Origin of the sequence: Chitinophaga sp. Ak27 (genome assembly GCF_012726295.1) — a bacterium.
In the GTDB taxonomy this organism is placed as follows: domain Bacteria; phylum Bacteroidota; class Bacteroidia; order Chitinophagales; family Chitinophagaceae; genus Chitinophaga.
In genome coordinates this window covers 236260-255299 of record NZ_JABAOB010000005.1, presented here as the reverse complement: position 1 = coordinate 255299, position 19040 = coordinate 236260, and the positions used below count along the sequence as shown (strand labels likewise).

General features: G+C 44.5%; 17 protein-coding genes. 11 read left to right on the top strand and 6 right to left on the bottom strand.

The window, feature by feature from the left end; all coding sequences use genetic code 11:
• Window positions 1-2: 2 nt before the first annotated feature.
• Window positions 3-587 (bottom strand): hypothetical protein, encoded by a 585-nt coding sequence (locus tag HGH90_RS18410; protein ID WP_169191685.1) that lies wholly within the window; start codon window positions 585-587, stop codon window positions 3-5.
• A gap of 284 nt (window positions 588-871) precedes the next feature.
• Window positions 872-2395 carry a 2,3-bisphosphoglycerate-independent phosphoglycerate mutase gene (gene gpmI / locus HGH90_RS18405; RefSeq protein ID WP_168766563.1) on the bottom strand — a complete coding sequence of 508 codons (1524 nt, stop codon included), beginning with the start codon at window positions 2393-2395 and terminating at the stop codon, window positions 872-874.
• 291 nt (window positions 2396-2686) lie between these two features.
• Between gpmI and HGH90_RS18400 the strand changes: the two genes are divergently transcribed.
• The 4 genes from HGH90_RS18400 to HGH90_RS18385 all read left to right on the top strand — a co-directional run bounded on the left by HGH90_RS18400 (window position 2687) and on the right by HGH90_RS18385 (window position 5330).
• Window positions 2687-3100: a DUF4783 domain-containing protein gene (locus HGH90_RS18400; RefSeq protein ID WP_169191684.1), complete on the top strand. Its 414-nt coding sequence runs from the start codon at window positions 2687-2689 to the stop codon at window positions 3098-3100.
• 127 nt (window positions 3101-3227) lie between these two features.
• Entirely contained in the window at window positions 3228-4079 is an 852-nt protein-coding gene (gene nadC, locus HGH90_RS18395) for a carboxylating nicotinate-nucleotide diphosphorylase (protein WP_168766565.1), read from the top strand.
• A gap of 10 nt (window positions 4080-4089) precedes the next feature.
• Window positions 4090-4971, top strand: coding sequence for a diacylglycerol/lipid kinase family protein (locus HGH90_RS18390; protein ID WP_168766566.1), 882 nt, complete (start codon window positions 4090-4092; stop codon window positions 4969-4971).
• A 20-nt stretch (window positions 4972-4991) separates the two neighbouring features.
• Window positions 4992-5330, top strand: a complete 339-nt coding sequence (locus HGH90_RS18385; RefSeq protein WP_168766567.1) for a translation initiation factor — start codon at window positions 4992-4994, stop codon at window positions 5328-5330.
• A gap of 88 nt (window positions 5331-5418) precedes the next feature.
• On the opposite strand, the gene HGH90_RS18380 is transcribed toward HGH90_RS18385, so the two are convergent.
• Window positions 5419-6411 (bottom strand): aldo/keto reductase, encoded by a 993-nt coding sequence (locus HGH90_RS18380; protein WP_169191683.1) that lies wholly within the window; start codon window positions 6409-6411, stop codon window positions 5419-5421.
• 92 nt (window positions 6412-6503) lie between these two features.
• The gene (locus tag HGH90_RS18375) at window positions 6504-7442 is read right to left on the bottom strand and encodes a helix-turn-helix transcriptional regulator (protein WP_168766569.1); all 939 of its coding nucleotides are present in this window, start codon (window positions 7440-7442) and stop codon (window positions 6504-6506) included.
• Window positions 7443-7815: 373 nt separating this feature from the next.
• Here HGH90_RS18375 and HGH90_RS18370 point away from each other — a divergent pair, with 373 nt between their 5' ends.
• Complete coding sequence (locus tag HGH90_RS18370) at window positions 7816-9363, top strand: glycosyltransferase family 39 protein (protein ID WP_168766570.1); 1548 nt, start codon at window positions 7816-7818, stop codon at window positions 9361-9363.
• 8 nt (window positions 9364-9371) lie between these two features.
• Here HGH90_RS18370 and HGH90_RS18365 read toward each other — a convergent pair whose 3' ends face one another.
• Window positions 9372-10160, bottom strand: coding sequence for a biotin--[acetyl-CoA-carboxylase] ligase (locus HGH90_RS18365; RefSeq protein ID WP_211093093.1), 789 nt, complete (start codon window positions 10158-10160; stop codon window positions 9372-9374).
• Between the two features lie 115 nt (window positions 10161-10275).
• On the opposite strand from HGH90_RS18365, the gene rsfS reads away from it, so the two are divergent.
• The 4 genes from rsfS (at window position 10276) to HGH90_RS18345 (ending at window position 14355) form a co-directional block, all read left to right on the top strand.
• The gene (rsfS, locus tag HGH90_RS18360) at window positions 10276-10680 is read left to right on the top strand and encodes a ribosome silencing factor (protein ID WP_168766571.1); all 405 of its coding nucleotides are present in this window, start codon (window positions 10276-10278) and stop codon (window positions 10678-10680) included.
• Window positions 10681-10755: 75 nt separating this feature from the next.
• Window positions 10756-12786 (top strand): ATP-dependent zinc metalloprotease FtsH, encoded by a 2031-nt coding sequence (gene ftsH, locus HGH90_RS18355; RefSeq protein ID WP_168766572.1) that lies wholly within the window; start codon window positions 10756-10758, stop codon window positions 12784-12786.
• An 8-nt stretch (window positions 12787-12794) separates the two neighbouring features.
• Window positions 12795-13430: a lactate utilization protein C gene (locus HGH90_RS18350; protein ID WP_168766573.1), complete on the top strand. Its 636-nt coding sequence runs from the start codon at window positions 12795-12797 to the stop codon at window positions 13428-13430.
• A 106-nt stretch (window positions 13431-13536) separates the two neighbouring features.
• On the top strand, window positions 13537-14355 hold the full coding sequence (locus HGH90_RS18345) for a UDP-2,3-diacylglucosamine diphosphatase (protein ID WP_211093094.1): 819 nt from the start codon (window positions 13537-13539) through the stop codon (window positions 14353-14355).
• Here HGH90_RS18345 and recO read toward each other — a convergent pair.
• The gene (gene recO, locus HGH90_RS18340; RefSeq protein WP_168766574.1) at window positions 14320-15057 is read right to left on the bottom strand and encodes a DNA repair protein RecO; all 738 of its coding nucleotides are present in this window, start codon (window positions 15055-15057) and stop codon (window positions 14320-14322) included. The genes HGH90_RS18345 and recO overlap by 36 nt on opposite strands.
• Window positions 15058-15307: 250 nt before the next feature.
• Between recO and HGH90_RS18335 the strand changes: the two genes are divergently transcribed.
• Together HGH90_RS18335 and HGH90_RS18330 are read left to right on the top strand one after the other, a co-directional pair.
• Window positions 15308-17677 (top strand): efflux RND transporter permease subunit, encoded by a 2370-nt coding sequence (locus tag HGH90_RS18335; protein WP_248277032.1) that lies wholly within the window; start codon window positions 15308-15310, stop codon window positions 17675-17677.
• 248 nt (window positions 17678-17925) lie between these two features.
• Complete coding sequence (locus tag HGH90_RS18330; protein WP_145662880.1) at window positions 17926-18615, top strand: IS1595 family transposase; 690 nt, start codon at window positions 17926-17928, stop codon at window positions 18613-18615.
• The last annotated feature ends 425 nt before the right edge of the window (window positions 18616-19040 follow it).

Sequence of the window (19040 nt, the reverse complement as noted above, 5' to 3'; positions counted from 1 at the left end):
GTTTACATACCTGTTTTAGGTGCAATGGTTACATTTACCTCCAGCTCTTTCGGGGAAAGGAAAGCAATTTTCTGATAGGTAGTCATCCGAACCTGCCTGTTTTGCTGGTAAAAGAGGTCTTGCCTGAATTCATACACCAGGTTGCTGGTATAAGAATGGACGCTTACCTGTTGGATGTTTCCCTGCCGATCTAATTCCATGGTGATTTCAGAAGGGCTGGTCTGTTTTCCCCTCGATTTATAGATCACTGATTTCCTGCCGGAGAATGGATCGTATAAACTGGAAGTATCATATTCTTCCCGGAGGGAAGGTTTATTCAGATCAATTTCCATAAATGGCTTTAGCAGATCGTGTATGGCAGCACTATCCCGCCCGTATATGGTGGCGGTATCTTTTTGGCCATTAAGGGTTACCACTTTAGAGAGGATAAAATCTCCTTTTCTTAACTGATCATGCTGCTGGTTAAAATATGCAGGAAATGATGCAAATTTATCTTGTGACGGGTTCTTAGATTGTTTATTCGCCAGGTTACAGGCCATTAAGCCAACTATGGTAAATAACACCGTTACTTGCCTGTATTTTTTCATAGTGCAAAATTAATACTTAAATGTGGGTCATAAAAAATGCGCCGTGAAAACGGCGCATCGATGCATGAGCAAATCTGTCGAGAGCACTAAAAATATGTAAATCAGCTAATTGAGCTGATATTTTCCAGGGTAACGCTTGTTAAACGAGGGCGATGAACTAAATGTTACAGGTGGTAGTAAATAAAGATGGATTTTCATCAGATTTTAATCCGGGGATAAAACAGAGAGGGAGAGAAAGGTCATTTAGTGACGCTTCTCTCCCTCCTTAAAAATGGGAAATATATTTATACCAGCAGGTTACCGGTCATTTCCTTAGGAATGGATAATCCCATGAAATGCAGGATGGTTGGAGCAATATCGCCCAGTTTACCATCTTTTACGGTACCTCTGAAGTCTTTATTGATAATGAAAAACGGTACCAGGTTTAGAGAGTGGGCGGTATTGGGACTTCCATCAGGGTTGATCATGAAGTCGGCGTTACCATGATCGGCGGTGAGGAACACGGTATAATCGCTGGCCAGCGCCGCGGTAACTACTCTTTCCACGCAATGATCTACGGTTTCTACCGCTTTGATAACGGCCTCAAATACCCCGGTATGTCCCACCATATCCGCGTTAGCGAAGTTGAGCACAATGAAATCGGCAGATTTCTTTTGCAGTTCGGGTACAATCAGGTCGGCCAGTTCGTTGGCGCTCATTTCTGGTTTCAGGTCGTAGGTGGCTACTTTGGGAGAAGCCGCCATCATCCGGCGTTCGCCTTCGAATTCTGCTTCACGGCCACCAGAGAAGAAGAAAGATACGTGTGGGTATTTTTCTGTTTCTGCGATGCGGATTTGTGTACAGCCGTCTTTGGCCAGTACTTCACCCAGCGTCATGTTAAGGTTGTCATTTTCGAAGATGACATGCACATTTTTATAGGTGCGGTCGTACTCCGTCATGGTAGTATAGAAGAGATTCAGCGGTTTCATACCGAAATCCGGGAATGCTTCCTGGGTGAGTACTTGAGTGATTTCGCGGCAACGGTCTGTGCGGAAGTTGAAGCACAGTACGGCATCTCCATCCTGGATAGTGGCAACAGCCTGCTGTTGGGCATCTGTTACGATGATCGGCTTGATAAATTCGTCGGTTACACCTTCTGCATAAGAGGCTTTTACCGCGGTGAGTACGTCCTGTGTCGGGGTGCCGGTACCGTTTACCAGCGCGTCGTATGCCAGTTGTACGCGTTCCCAGCGTTTGTCGCGGTCCATCGCGTAATAGCGGCCGGTAACGGAGGCAATTTTACCGGTGGTTTTTTCCAGGTGGGCCGACAGGTTTTCCAGGAAACCTAAACCACTTTTAGGGTCGGTATCGCGGCCATCGGTGAAGGCGTGGATGTATACTTTTTCCAGCCCTTTGGATTGGGCAATGGAAGTAAGTGCTTTCAGGTGTTCTATATGGGAGTGTACACCGCCATCGCTTACCAAGCCAATCAGGTGAAGGGCTTTATTATTGTCTTTGGCATGTGCCATGGTTTCCTGCAACACCGGGTTGGCTGCCAATTCCCCATCTCTGATAGCTACATTGATACGCTGTAATTCCTGGTATACAATACGGCCGGCGCCGATGTTCAGGTGACCGACTTCGGAATTACCCATCTGTCCATCAGGAAGTCCTACCGCTTCTCCGCAGGTAATGAGGTGGCTATGTGGATATTGTTTATATAAACTGCTTACAAAAGGGGTTTTTGCATGTGCAATAGCATCGGCTGCAGGTACTTTACCTTCGCCCCATCCGTCCATAATTACGAGAATGGCTCTTTTCTTTTCCATATCCTATCTGGTTATAGTTTAATAATTCACTCAAGAGGGTGAAAGTACTTATAAAGGGTTTAAATTTTTTGCAAAAATAACACTTATCAAAAAATTAATTTTCAAGCTCGGCTGTTCATATGAATGCAGAAATTTTTTTATGCAAAAATTTAAACATGTTATTAAACCATTATTACTTAGGCATTAAGCGCTACCACTATAATGTGATTTTATTGATTTGCAGGCTCTTTGGCATAGTTTTCGCTTTTAATTTGAGTTAGAATAATCACATTTTTAATAAAATAACTGACAATGAAGAAGCTATTGATGGTGCTGGGGATTCTGTTGTTGGGAGGTGTTTTTACGACGTTCACATTGTCGGCCCGGCCAATTGAAATAGTGGCGGCTGGTCCGTTTGAAGATGTAGTGGCAGCACTTAAGCAAGGTGATATAAATGGCTTATCCCGTTACCTCGATAATAACGTTGAGATTAATATAGCTGGTAAGCCTAATTCCTATAGCAAAGCACAAGCTGAAATTATCTTAAAGGATTTCTTTAGTAAGAATCCGGTTAAATCATTTGAGTTAGTGCATCAGGGAGGTGATAACTCCCGGTTTGGTATTGCTAATATGGTAACAAACAACGGTACCTTCCGGGTTTCCTTTTTCCTGCAAAAGAAAGGAGGCTCTATGGTGCTAAACGAATTAAGGTTTGAGAATAAATAGCCGATATAAATTATTGAAAAAACCCGGTGCTCCGCAATTAATTGCGGGGCACTTTTTATTTTTGGTATATCTTTCACACCGGAGTGCGGAGATTTCCCGTGTGAATATTCAATAATATCAAGCAATTATGTTAGAAGAATCAGCACTGAATGCATTTATCAGAAGTGCATTGGCAGAAGATATAGGAAGCGGAGACCATTCCACCCTGGCTTCTATTTTGCCTACCGCCAAAGGAAAGGCCGTATTGAAAATTAAGGAAGATGGTATACTGGCAGGTATGGAAGTAGCCGAGGCTATTTTCAGGTGGCTCGATATGTATACAGGATTCACGCCGCATAAGAAAGACGGCGATGCGATGAAAGCAGGCGAAACAGCCTTTGAAGTAACCGCAGCCGTGCATACCTTATTGATGGCGGAAAGACTGGTGCTCAACTGTATGCAACGCATGAGCGGGATTGCTACCCTTACCCACCAGTACGTGGAAAAGCTGAAAGGATATCATACCCGCATACTCGACACCCGGAAAACAACTCCCAATTTCCGCATGCTGGAGAAAGAAGCAGTTCGTATAGGCGGTGGCGTTAATCATCGCATGGGGTTGTACGATATGGTCATGCTGAAAGATAATCATATCGATTTTTCCGGTGGCATCACCGCAGCGGTTACCAAAACAGTGGCCTATCTCAAAGAACAGCAGCTACCCTTGAAAATTGAAGTGGAAACACGTAATCTCGATGATGTAAAAGAGGTGCTGGCTGTAGGGCAAATCGACCGGGTTATGCTCGACAACTTTACTCCCGCAGATATTGTTAAAGCATTAGAACTGATCAATGGCCGGTTTGAAACGGAAGCATCCGGCGGCATTAACCTGGATACCCTGGAAACTTACGCAAAAACAGGCGTGGATTACATCTCCGTGGGCGCCATTATACATCATGCGGTGAGCCTGGATCTGAGCCTCAAAGCAATTATACTATAAAACGGTTTTTTTGAAGAAGATATTATTTATCATTAACCGCAAGGCTGGAACCGATCGGGAAAAACGGTTGGAAGGAGCTATCAGGCAATATTTGCCGGAAGGCCAGTTTGAAGTAAGCATCACCTGGCTCGCCTACCTGGGCCATGGCGCAGACCTGGCAAGGGAAGCCGTGCAAAACGGGGTACATACAGTAGTAGCAGTGGGCGGAGATGGCTCTATTAACGAGATAGCGCAGGGCCTGGTGGGAAGTAATACCGCGATGGCCATTCTGCCCTTGGGCAGCGGCAACGGGCTGGCCCGGGCCTTGAAGATTCCACTGGATATTAATAAAGCCCTGCAGTTGATTGTTAAAAATAAACAACGGCCTATCGACGTGGGATATGCCAATGAACATCTCTTTCTCAGCAATGCCGGCGTGGGCTTTGATGCGCTGATTGCAGAACAATTCAGGCATAACACCAAACGGGGATTGTCGGGCTATGCTAAGCTGGTACTGAGAAGCTTTAGTAGCTACGACCCGGCGGAATATGATATCGATATTGACGGCAAGACTATTCAAACGAAAGCATTTTTGTTGACGGTGGCCAATGGTAATCAGTTTGGTTATGAATTTAAATTGGCACCCAAGGCCAGCGTATTTGACGGACAGCTCGACTTGTGCGTAATGCCCCCGGTAGGTGTACTGAGCCTGGTACCAGTCAGCGTTTTTTCTCTCCTGGGAAATATCGATAAAACCCGCTACCTGCAACACTTTACAGGTAAGGATATTACCATACGCAGCCAGCAGCTGGAATACCTGCAGGTAGATGGCGATGCAGTACCACTTTCCGAGAAAGGCATGGTACATATCCGCATACAGCCTAAAGCCATCAACTTAATTGTAAACGAGTAACCTTTAAATATTTTAAAGAGATGTCGAAAAAGAAAAATACATCAGGTAATGGAATTGTATATTCCACTGATCCAAACTTTTCATTCGAGCCGGAACAAGAAGAAGTTACTGAAACCCTGGCGCCCGCCAACCAGGTGCTGAGAGTAACACTCGACAAAAAACAACGCGCAGGAAAAGTGGTGACCCTGATTACCGGGTTTGTTGGTAAAGAGGAAGATCTCGAAAAACTGGGAAAGGAATTAAAAACCAAATGCGGTACCGGCGGCAGTGTAAAGGACGGCGAAATCCTTATCCAGGGCGATTATAAAGAAAAAGTTATAAAATGGCTCCAGGACTGGGGTTATAAGAAAGCGAAGTAAGCTTAAAGCGAAAAGCATAAAGCTAAAGCAAAGGATCATTGCAGATATTTAAATTACATTGATCCTTTGCTTAAATAGCTTTATACTCCTATCTGTTTACCAGTTTCATACCTCCTTCCGTGTAACGGAGCCCGGATACGGCATGCTGTTGCAGAATCTGTTCAATGCTTGCCAGATCCGCTGCTGATAAATTAACATCCGCTGCGGCTGCATTTTCCAGTAAATACTTCCGGCGTTTAGTACCAGGAATTGGAATAATATCATCTCCCTGGGCCAGAAGCCATGCGAGCGACAGCTGGGCCGCTGTAATTCCTTTCTCTTTTGCAAATGCTTCCAACGCATTCACCATACGTAAATTCTGCTCGAGATTACCTTCCTGGAAACGTGGTAAATTAATACGAAAATCTTCTTTGCTCAGGGATGCCTGGCTGTTGATAGCACCAGTGGAAAGCCCTCTGCCCAGCGGACTATAGGCCACCAGGCTAATGCCCAGCTCCCGGGTGGTAGCTAAAATTTCTTCCTCTATATCGCGGGTAAACAGCGAGTATTCTGTTTGCAATGCAGCAATAGGATGCACCGCCTGCGCCCTGCGGATAGAATCGACGCCTGCTTCAGATAAACCAAGGTAACGGACCTTTCCTTCTTTTACCAATTCAGCCATAGCACCTACCGTATCTTCTACCGGTACGGTGTCATCTATGCGGTGAGTATAATAGAGATCGATTACATCAACGTTCAATCGCTTTAAACTGGCTTCACAAGCCTGTTTAATATATTGGGGAGAGCCATCAAAGTAATAAGTATTATCTTCTTTAAACCTGAATCCGAATTTGGTAGCGAGGAAAACTTTATCTCTCCTGGTAGCTAATATTTTTGACAATAAAATTTCATTCGCTCCCTGGCCATACATATCGGCGGTGTCCCAGAAATTAATGCCTGATTCCAGTGCCAGTTCCAGTGTAGCCAGTGATTCCTGTTCATTGAAATCCTGGCTGCTGCCGTACGCAAATGACATACCCATGCAACCCAGTCCTATAGCAGATATTGATTCTCCCGTTTTCCCTAATTTTCTGTACTGCATATTGTTTTGTTTTATAGTGATATAAAAGTAGGTATCAATACAGGAGCAGCAATTGTAGGAAACAAAGTATTAATTGTTAATATCAAAGGGCGCTATTGTGCCCGGTAAATATGTGGAGAAACGCCGCTGTGATTTTTAAAGAAGTGAGTAAAGTTACCAGGATCCTCAAACCCAAGGCACCAGGCTATTTCAGAAATCTGCCAATCGGTATGGATCAGCAATAAGCGGGCTTCCAGCAACATGCGCTGGCGGATATGCTCGCTCACAGTACGGCCAGTGGCTTGTTTTACACAGGCATTTAAGTGATTAGGATGTGTATTTAATACCTGGGCAAACTCCTTAGCCGTTTTAAGACGAAGTTGATTATGTGTGTACTCAATCGGGAATTGTTTTTCCAGCCTGTCGGTAAAGCGATGAGCCAATGCCTGTGCTGCCGTAAGCTGGCGCTGGGGAGAGGTAAACTGGGTCGACAGCCGTTTTCCCTCTAACAGGAGTAGTTTGAGGTAAATAAGAATCGCTTCGTGTTTAAAAGCGGCATTCTCACTATACTCTCTTAATAATTGCCGGAAAATAGACTGGATATAACTGCACTGTTCATCGGTTAGTTTATAAACTGCCTGGGCCCCCATTTGCAACAATGGATGCATCAGCAGGTTTTCCTGGTGATTGGTTTGCGTTTCAAACAACAGGTCGGTAAACAGGCAGAAGTACCCCTCCTGCTCTTCAGAAGTAGCACGCCATGTTTTTAATTCAAATGGATTAATAAAGATTAAAGTAGGTCCATCCACCTCATAGCGCTCTTCTCCCATGGTAAAAATACCGCTGCCTTTACTGATGAAACTGATCTTGTAGTAATCCCGCCGGCTGGCAGTTACTTCATCCACACAGTTGTGGTCCGCCCTTTCCTGTACCGCAAAGCTCCCGCGTAGCGGCGCTTTGGGAACCATTTCTTTTCGGGTATACAGTTGGAGGTCGTCGTTGAAGTCGTTGATTGTTTTCAATCCAATGGAAGCATTTTTATTGGTAGACATATTCCAAATTTAGGCAATTTCGAATGAATTTTTTTACAGGTAGGCAATAGCAATGTTAAGTTTTTGATAGTCTTTATAGACTCAAATGCTTAATGGATAAGGGGTATTTAATAAATTGAAACATTGTTGCAATTTCATTTTTGATTAAATAGAAAAAATTTCACAATTTGTTAACGCCTTTATCAACCAAAATCTTGTTATCATCAAGCCCTGATGATTGCTATGTAGAGCGGCCTTGCCACATATGCCACCGAACAAGAAACGCTAAATCCATAGACGGAAATACATTCGTATTTCCGTTTTTTATTTAATAGATCACCAACTTATTTGTGATGCATTTATTATTGTGACAATATCTGTTAACTACAACACTATGCCTCCACGTCGTACCTCCCTGTTATTGCTGTTATTAATTGTAATAGTGAAAATGATTTTTCAATACCTGGTATTGCATCCGTATTATGATTTACAAAGAGATGAATTCCTTCACCTGGACCTGGCCAGGCATCTTTCAACAGGATATTTATCAGTACCTCCTTTTACGGCCCTGAACTCAATAGTAATCGGATGGTTAGGAAACGGCATTTTCTGGATAAAATTTTTTCCTGCTTTGTATGGCGCTTTAACGATGGTGCTGGTATGGAAGATGGTGGAATTGTTGGGTGGTAGCTGGTTTGCCCAGGTGTTGGCAGCACTGGTTTATATTTGTTCTGGCATGTCGCGGGTCAATTTATTGTATCAGCCCAACTCATTCGATATACTGGCCTGGACATCCTTGTTTTGGTGTTTATTGCAATACCTGCATACCAATCAGTCTAAATGGTTACTATGGATGGGGGTGTTTACAGGGGTTGGCATACTGAATAAGTATAATATTGGTTTCCTCGTAGTGGGAATGCTGGGGGGCTTATTACTATCATCTCATTGGAAAATATTCCGGGATAAATACCTTTATATCGGCGGACTGATTGCCCTGGTTATCGTTGCTCCCAATATTATCTGGCAGTTACAGCATGGGTTGCCGGTTATTCATCATATGAAAGAGCTGAATGACAGGCAGCTGGTACATGTGAGCCGGTTGAATTTTATCAAAGATCAGTTTATTTTCTTCATTGGTGGCGCCTTTATCGTCGTAGCAGCCTTTATGGGGTTGATTTTTCACAGGCCATTCCGGCCGTACCGGGTAATTTTATTGATATATGGTCTAACGATTTTCTTATTTACGTATTTACGGGCTAAGAGCTATTATTCCCTGGGTTTGTACCCTGTATTGCTAGCCTTTGGAAGCGTTTACTGGGACAGGATTTTTACCCATGACTGGACACGGAGATTGCGGATACTATGGGTAGCGGTAATTATTGTACCGTTTGCCTTGTTATTGAATGCCGTTTTCCCGGTATTGTTGCCGGCGCAGATACAACAGAGGGCGGCGAAGTTTCAGGCGCTGGGTGTATTACGCTGGGAAGATGGTAAAGACCATGCCTTGCCCCAGGATTTTGCAGACATGCTGGGATGGCGCGAAATGGCAGCCATGGCGTTACAGGCATGGCAGCAGGTACCGGAGGCCGATCGCCCTTATACGTTGGTGATTTGCGAAAATTATGGAGAAGCCGGCGCCCTGAATTATTATAATAAAGGGAAGATGCCGGAGGCGGTGGCCTTTGATGCAGACTATGTATTCTGGTTTCCCAAGATGGATACGCTGCGTTATATTATTAAAATTGGTCCGGCGCCTGATGAAAAAGCCAGGAAGTATATTGGCCAGGTACAGCAAACCGGCGCCCTTCAGGATTCCCTTTGCCGCGAATATGCCTTTGGTATTCGTGCCTACCTGTTATCCGGTTTATCACCTGAGTTGCCGGTATTGATACAACAACGGTTGGCGAAGAAACAAGAGAGCTACCAGGATGGTATGAAATAAGCTAGCTGTTAGTGGTTAAGTATGAATTCTATTTCTCCGAATCCCAATTGCAGGATTTGGCCTTCCCTTTCCAGGCATAAATGCCCATCGGGAAGTACATCCCGGATAATGCCTTCAAAGATTTGACCATCCTTCCGGTAGAGGGCGGGTTGTTGCCATCGGAAAAGCCGGGTGGTATACTCGCGGAGCAATGCGTCGTAGTTAGCGGGGACTAACTGCTGGACCCTTTTGTCGAGAAAGGTACAGAGTTCCCGGGCCAGGTCGGCTGCTTCCCGGACTTTGCCGGTAATTTGCCGAAGGGAAACGGCGTTGGGAAGATCAGGTGAAAAGGCTGCCTGGTTAATATTAAGTCCTATGCCAATAATGGCATATTGCCAGACATTTCCTCTTAATACATTCTCAATCAGGATACCGCCTGCCTTTCTGTCACGCCAATAAATATCATTTGGCCACTTAATGATCGTTTCATCACCGGCATAGCTGGCAAAGAAATCGCAGGTAGCGAGGGCTACGGTAATACTTAACATAAATTGCCTGGAAAGGGGTAGCATCGCTGGTTGGAGGGCAATACTGAGTGCGCTGATATCGCCGGGCTGAGCCAGCCATTGTTTCCCACGGGTTCCTTTTCCGGCGGTTTGGTTGCTCGTAAACCAGGCTGTACCGGATGTCACCTGCCCGGAATTTACCTGCTCCATGGCATAGTTATTGGTGCTGTCAACTTCTGTTAATACCTTGAACGGGTGTCCTATCACATGAATCTTTTTTAGTCTGTATATCTGGCCCGAAAAGTAATTCATTTTATTATTTAATTAACATTTTCAGGAGGCCCGGAGGCGATATTAAACATGTTATATTACTGCTTGTTTAGTAACTTTGACAATTAAAGATTATTTTTAACAAAAACGAGATTTATTGGCACCCTTAACCGTTCTGAGCACGAGAAAGAAGGCGCAGTCACGCCTGACCAGAGAAAGTGAAATTTTTACCACCATCATCAAGGCCATACAGGATAAGAAGGGGGAAAATATCGTATCCCTGGATCTACGCCAGATTCCTGAAGCTGTGGCCGATTTCTTTATCATATGTGAAGCCAATTCCGGCACCCAGGTGAAAGCCATTGCTGATTATGTGTCAGAGCAGGTGGAGTTGCAGACATCTGAGGAACCGTATAAACACGAAGGATTTAGTTCGCAAAACTGGGTTTTGGTGGATTATGTGAATGTTGTTGTGCACATATTCCAACCGGAAAACAGGAAATTCTATAATCTGGAAGAGATGTGGAGCGATGCCGATAGAATGGATCACGTAGAAAACTGAGTAAACAGTTGTTTTAGAATTTAATTATTCATATTATTCTGATTGCAATAAATATCCGTAAAGGAGCGTAAGATTATGGAAAAAGGAGGCAATAACTTCAACAAGGGTTCAGAGAAATCACCTAAGAAAGGACCGAAGTTCAATATATACTGGGTATATGCCTTTATTGGTGTAGCCCTGCTCGCAATGAACATTTTTGGCGATTTCAAGTCCCCCACCAAAGAAATCTCCTTCCAGGAGTTTCAGGTAAATTATCTGAAACCAGGAGATGTAGATAAGCTGGTGGTTGTAAACAAGAAATATGTAGAAGTCTACATAAAACCAGACTCTTTAAAAGAAGCTAAGTTTAACGGCGTTAACAAGAGCAGATTTGGTGGTGATAACCCTGGTCCGCATTTCCGTTTTACGATAGGCAGTGAAGAGAGTTTTAAGAAAGATATTGACAAAGCCCAGGAAGGTATCCCGGTAGAAAACCAGGTAAAGATATCTTACGATGAGCGCCAAAGCTGGTTTGAACCAATATTCCAGCTCTTGTTGCCAATTATCCTGATCATTGGCTTATGGATATTGCTGATGCGTAAAATGGGTGGTCCTGCTGGTGGCAGCGGCGGCCCGGGTGGTATCTTCAATATCGGTAAATCCAAAGCTACCCTGTTCGACAAAGGCACCCGGGTGAATATAACTTTCAACGATGTAGCCGGATTGGACGAAGCAAAGGTAGAAGTAATGGAAATCGTGGATTTCCTGAAGAATCCTAAAAAATATACCTCTCTGGGAGGTAAAATTCCTAAAGGTGCGTTACTGGTAGGCCCTCCGGGAACTGGTAAAACCCTTCTGGCTAAAGCGATGGCTGGAGAAGCGCAGGTTCCTTTCTTCTCTATGTCTGGTTCCGACTTTGTGGAGCTGTTCGTAGGGGTGGGTGCCAGCCGTGTACGTGACCTGTTTAAACAAGCCCGTGAGAAAGCGCCTTGTATCATTTTCATCGATGAAATTGATGCTATTGGCCGTGCCAGAGGTAAGAACGTGATGATGAGCAACGATGAGCGGGAAAACACCCTGAACCAATTGCTGGTGGAAATGGATGGTTTCGGAACAGACAGTGGTATCATTATCCTGGCTGCTACCAACCGGCCCGATGTACTGGATAGCGCATTATTACGCCCAGGCCGTTTCGACCGTCAGATATCTATTGACAAACCAGACCTGGCTGGAAGGGAAACCATTTTTGAAGTACACCTGAAGCCCATCAAAACGTCCCCTAACCTGGATGTGAAGAAGCTGGCTTCGATGACCCCGGGCTTTGCCGGCGCAGATATCGCCAACGTATGTAACGAAGCTGCCCTGATTGCTGCCCGTAAGGGTAAAATGCAGGTGGAAATGGATGACTTCAATGATGCCATTGACCGTGTAATCGGAGGTTTGGAAAAGAAGAATAAGATCATTTCTCCGGAAGAAAAAGAAGTCATTGCTTACCATGAAGCAGGTCACGCCATCTGTGGCTGGCACCTGGAGCATGCTAACCCATTGGTGAAAGTAACTATTGTTCCCCGTGGTGTGGCAGCACTTGGTTATGCGCAATATCTCCCGAAAGAACAATACCTGTACAATACTGAACAACTGCTCGATGATATCTGTATGACCCTCGGTGGCCGTGCGGTAGAAGAGCTGGTATTTGGTAAAATTTCCACCGGTGCACAAAACGACCTGCAGGTAATTACCCGTATGGCCTATGCAATGGTAACCGTATATGGTATGAATGATAAAGTGGGTAATGTATCTTTCTACGATCCCAACAGCGACCAGTCATTCACTAAGCCTTACTCTGAAGAAACATCCAAAATGATTGATGATGAAGTAAGGAAACTGATTGCTGCTGCTTATGTCAGAACCAAAGACCTGTTGACCGAAAAAATGGACCAGGTAAAAATACTGGCAGAAGAGCTGTTGAAGAAAGAAGTTTTATACCAGGCCGACCTGGAAAGACTGATCGGTAAACGTCCATACGACGTACACCGGGAACATCCACTGAATAAAGAAGGGATGACTACTGATGGTGTTCATCCGTCAGATATCATCAACCCTTCTCCATCACCAGCTAATGCGTAAATAGCGATATGAAGATTTCTCCTGCTAAGGAAAATATTCTGAAGAGAGTACGGAATGCGTTAAGTCAGTCAGTACAGTTGCCCTTCCCAAATTCGGAGGGCAACTCGTCTGTTTTCAGAACTGAGAATGAGAGCCTGGAATTAAAGTTTGCAGAGGAATTTAGCCGTTTGCAGGGGAAGTTTGTTTACTGTACCAGTAAAGGCGAAATGATGGATAGTTTGCGCGCGCTTTGCGAAAATAAAGAGTGGCACAACGTATACTGTCAAACACCTGCCCTGTTGAAAACGATTCGCTCTGAAGAGCTGCCAGTGTTGAACAAGGGTACTATACACGAAGCGGATGCAGCTATCACGGATTGCGAATACCTGGTAGCCCGTACTGGCACTGTGGTATTAAGTGCGGCTCAACCCAGCGGAAGGGCCCTACCCGTATATGCCCCGGTACACGTCATGATTGCCTATACGCACCAACTGGTTTTTGACCTGAAGGATGCACTCAGCAAACTGAGAGATAAATATGGCAGCGACCTCCCGTCGGCCATTTCCTTTGCCACAGGTCCAAGCCGTACAGCCGACATCGAAAAAACATTGGTGGTCGGTATTCACGGCCCCAAAGAAGTATACGTATTTTTAGTAGACGAGTAGATAATACAGCTTTTAGTATTTAGCCATTATGCTTTGGTGAAACAAACGATTTTCGTTTTCTCGCCAGCGGATAACGCTAAATACTAAAAGCTTCATAATTTTAAGAATGGACATTCATTTACCAGCCCGAAAGAAAGTATATTTTGCCTCTGATTTTCATCTGGGAGTTCCCAATCCCGCTGCCAGCCGGGAACGGGAAAAGCTGTTGTTACAATGGCTCGACCAGGTGGAAGCTGATGCCGCGCATATTTTCCTGGTAGGTGATATTTTCGACTTCTGGTTTGAATATAAACACGTGATCCCGAAAGGGTATACCCGTATACTAGGCAGGCTGGCAACGTTGAGCGATAAAGGTATCGGCATCTCTGTATTTATCGGTAACCATGATATGTGGATGAATGGGTATTTTGAAGATGAGCTGAATATCCCTGTATATTATGAACCACAGACCTATACCATCGGCGCCAAAAAGTTTTATATCGGTCATGGTGATGGCCTGGGACCGGGTGATCATGGGTATAAGATGCTCAAGAAGGTTTTCAGAAACCCCGTTTGCCGTTGGTTATTTTCTGCCATCCATCCATGGGTAGGAATCTCCCTGGCCAATTATTTCAGCCGTAAGAGCCGTGCCGCAGCCGGACAGAAGCTGGAACATTTTCTGGGCGCAGAAAATGAATGGCTGGCTATTTACAGCAAAGAAATATTGCAAAAAGAACACTTCGATTACTTCATATTTGGTCATCGGCATTTGCCGTTGGACATTCCGTTACAGGAAGGCAGTCGCTACATCAACCTGGGCGATTGGCTGAATTATTTCTCTTATGCCGTTTTCGATGGCAACGATGTGGAACTCAAATTTTTTACAGAGGCGGGTGAAAAGGCTGCCCGGTCAGGCGTCGAGAATCTCGTGCAGGATAGGCGGTGAGTGGAGCTCTGTGAAATCCGCTAAATGCAACCGGAAGAAATCCAGGTAAGCATATAATAATTTTCTTCTTCTTTCTTTGTTCATGGTAATAGCCGCCAGATGTTGGATTTCCTTACACTGAACCAGCTGATCTGTTAACTCGCTGTTTTGTGGATCGAGGTGGTTGGGATGATGTGGAGGTAAGTCGGTAAAATGACCTTCCTGTAAATCTACATAGGGCGTGTATTCTGAAAAGCGGCCATTGAGCCGGAATCCGAGGTGCTCCCCTGTTTTCAGCGTAAAGTAGAGCGGAAGGTTGGCCACTACCGGCATTGCAGCTACATCCAGCAGTTGCAGCATGTTTTCTGTAAAGTAATAGAGTTCCAGATTTTGCTCCGGCTGCTTCAGGCATTTCTGGAGTAGCTCAATCATATATAAAGCCACCGTATTCTTTACTACGTTCAGATGTACCGTGGTAAAGATGTATCCCAGTTTAAATTCCGAAATGCGTTGAAGATTGCGGCTTTCATGGTGATATACTACCAATTCAAGGATATTGCCCAGCTGGAGTAGGTTCCCCTTGGCTGCTTTTGGCTTGGAAGAACGGGCACCGTTAACCATATAGGATTGCACGCCAAAAAGTTCCGTGAACATGGTCACGATCAGGCTGGTATCGCCATATTTTACCGTACGTAATACTATGCCGCGTGTTTTGTGAAGCAATTTTTCAGCAATTTATAAAGGTTGCAAGTTAATATAAACGGGAGACACCTGCTGCGGCGGGCTGGCTGGGGCTGAAAAATGAGATGCTGACAGCTAGAAGTGAAAACCCGCCGGCTGGTAGCTAAAACCGGGCAGCTCATCGCTGTTGGTTAACAGCCAATAGCTATTTTGATTACCTTTACGCCCATTATAAAAAAAGAAAATCCTTATGTGGCAACGTTTAGCAGGCTTTGTGCTAAAATATCGATTATTGCTTCTACTTCTATTGCTCGCCGGTACCGGCGTGATGGGTTACTATGCCAGTAAGGTACAAATGTCTTACGACTACGTGGCTACCATTCCACACGACAACCCCAAATTTATTGAGTATCAGGAGTTTAAGCAAAAATTTGGCGGGGATGGAAATGTGCTCATGCTTGCGGTACAGACAGATAAATTTTTTCAGGCAGATTTTTTCAAGGACTATGTTCAGCTGAACAAGGACATGAAGAATGTTTTTGCTGTGGAGAATATTATGAGTGTACCAATGGCCATCAACCTGGTCAAAAATGACAGTACCCAAAAGCTGGAAGCGAGCCTGCTTTTCAAAGGCGATTTGGGCAACCAGGTGGTGATCGACAGCTTATCGAGGGTATTTAACACTCTCCTGTTTTATAAAGGGCTGCTGTACAACCCCGATTCACATGCCTATCTCATGGCTATTTATGTGAATAAGGATGTATTTAATTCACCTAAGCGCACCGGCGTAGTAAAGGAAATTACTAAGCTGGCCAACGCTTTCCAGGAGAAACAACATACCGAAGTGCATTTGAGCGGATTGCCACTTATTCGTACGGCCATGGCCGTTAAGGTGGCAGACGAGCTGAAGTTGTTCCTCAAAATCTCCTTCCTCTTGACAGGGTTGATATTGTTCCTGTTTTTCCGCTCCTTTGGCGCAGTGTTGATGTCTATGATCGTTGTGGCTATTGGGGTGATCTGGTCGGTAGGTACCATTGTGCTGATGGGTTATAAGATTACTTTGTTGACAGGGCTGATTCCCTCGCTGATCGTAGTAATAGGGATTCCGAACTGTGTGTACTTCCTGAGTAAGTACCATACCGCGTATGCGAAGGATGCCAATAAAACGCGGGCGTTGGTGCATATGATACAACGTATGGGTATTGTAACGCTGTTTACCAACCTTACGGCTGCTATTGGTTTTGGGGTATTCTGTTTTACCAACAGCGCTATCCTGAAGGAATTTGGCGTAGTAGCGGGGCTGAACATCATGTTCATCTTCCTGATCTCCTTTATTTTTCTGCCTTCTGTGCTGAGTTATTTGCCGGCGCCCAAGAGCAAACATACCAACTACCTGGAAAACCGCTTTTTTGCGGCGATATTAGATTTTCTGACAACGCTGGTCTTCAAATACCGGCCGTGGGTATATGGGGTAAGTGTAATAGCAATAATATTGGCCATTGTGGGAATGGGTCGTTTGCAATCAGTAGGATATATGCTGGACGACATCCCGCATACCGATAAGTTATATACTGACCTGAAGTTTTTGGAAACCAACTTCAAAGGCGTAATGCCATTGGAGATTGCGGTAGATACAAAGAGAAAGAACGGGGTGATTAGCCTGCAAACGTTGAACAGGCTGGATAAGTTAACCCAGCTGATCGGCTCACAGCCTGATTTTGGTCGCCCGCTATCCGTGGTGGAAGGGATTAAGTTTGCCAAGCAGGCATACTTCAATGGGGATAGTTCCAACTATGCGGTGCCTAACGAGTTTGATCTTGGCTTCCTGGCGCCTTATCTCCGAATGAAGGGAAATAGCAATGCTACCGGAGCTACGTCTACATTCAGTAAGCTGGTATCTTCTTTTATGGATAGTACCAAACAGGTAGCGAGGCTGAGCGTGAATATGAAGGATGTAGGATCTCAGAAATTGCCGGTGTTGCTGGATTCCCTGCGGCCGAAAGTGACAGAGATTTTTGATACAGCGCATTACAAGGTTACTTTTACAGGTACCAGCGTAATATTCCAGGAGGGTACACGCTTTATTATCAATGGGCTGATGGAGAGCATTATCCTGGCTTTTGTGTTGATTATGCTGTGTATGTTGTACCTGTTCCGTTCGTGGAGAATGCTGATCATATCACTGATCCCGAATGTGATTCCGCTGGTGGTAACCGCGGGTGTAATGGGCTGGGTAGGCGTGGCGTTGAAGCCTTCCACGGTATTGGTATTTAGCGTGGCGTTAGGGATAGCCATTGACGTTACTATCCGTTTCCTGGTTAACTTTAAACAGGAGCTGCCACGCCATGATTTTGACATCAGTGCTACGGTGAAGCAAACGATACATGAAACCGGCTTAAGTATTATTTATACATCCGCTATTTTGTTCGCCGGGTTTATGATTTTCAGTTTTTCAGAGTTTGGAGGTACCAAGGCATTGGGCTGGCTCACATCGCTTACGCTGGTAGTGGCTATGATTACCAATTTGACGATCTTGCCGGCGTTGTTATTATGGATGGAAAAGGCATTGCTGAAGAAGGCGAGGAAGAAAGAGTTATGGAAAACGCTGGATGAGGAAGAAGATATCGATATAGCGCAGTTAGGTATCAGCGACAAGGAGTAATTTTAAAACTTATCATACAGGTTATCGGGGTTAACACAGGGCAGTAAAAGCCTTGTGTTAACCCCGATGGCGTTTCCGGAGCTGTATTTCGCAGTGGATGCTAAATGTTTAGCTAAAATGGACAAAAAAACACCTTAAAATAATCTAGTGGACAACATTCAAATACCCTTATCACCGCTTGTAAAAAAGGAGGGGGTATTATAATGAAAAAGTATGAGGTTTATAACGCCATTCTAACCACATAGTTCATGAAAAATAAGTTCTTAAAGGGCGCTCATTTATCTGAGCGCAAGTTTAAGGAGATCTTGCGGCTATTTGCCGATGATCTGACTGCGACCCAGATAGCGAATATCAGCGGTGTCAGTAGGGTAACTATCAATAGTTATCTTAAAAAATTAAGACACCAGATAGCCCGCTTTTGTGAATCCCAGCATCCTGCGCCGGTTCCCGTGTTAACCTACGATGTCCGGCAAAGTGACCCTACCCCCGACCACGACAGCGATACGCTGGTGGCAGTAAAGCCGGAAGTAGACCGGATTGTGAAGCCCGTAATCTTCGGTATTTGCCGAACGGCAGACAGGTTACACACTGAAATTCTCCCAGATGTAAGTCGTTCTATGATCCACGCCGCTACACGCGGACGTTCCGTGTTGGAAACGCAGGGTATCTCAGAGCGTCTGCGCCGTTTTAACGGACTGGTAGATTTAGGTCAGTACCGTTTGTACCGTTTAGGTCAGACTTCAGATTCCCATCAGATGGATGATGTGGACGCTTTCTGGGGGCTTACCAAGCATCGCCTGGCTAAGTTTAAGGGATTAAACCGAAATACCGCTTATTTACACCTGAAAGAGTGTGAGTACCGGTTTAATCACCGAAATGATGATTTATTTATGGTATTGCTGGAGTTGTTAAAAGCATATCCACTTACCCTTTCCTGATAAGACATTAGCCCCGCTTATGCGGGGCAACATTAATCTCGATTTAGATTTTGGTTGATGAGCACAGGCGGTATTCTTGCCGCTTGTTTATTATTATGCCCTTATAGGTAATTTCAATTTATAATATGTTAATGCATTGTTAAAGTAATGTTATCTGAATGTTATCGGGAACTTTCCAAGCTTAATTTTTTGTTAATAAATATTATATTTGAAGCCGGTTGAAAATTTGCTAAGGAAACTGCTTATGAGAAAGAAGTTGATTACTTCTGCTGTTGATTTATTGAATAAATCGCAACAGACGTTGTCAATATTTTATTTATTGTCAATGTATATTACTGTACGCTTATCTCGCCAGCTTTAGAAGCATTCCATCACCATTTAATTTCGACTGAATTATTTAACGGAACCAAATGAATTAGGGCCTG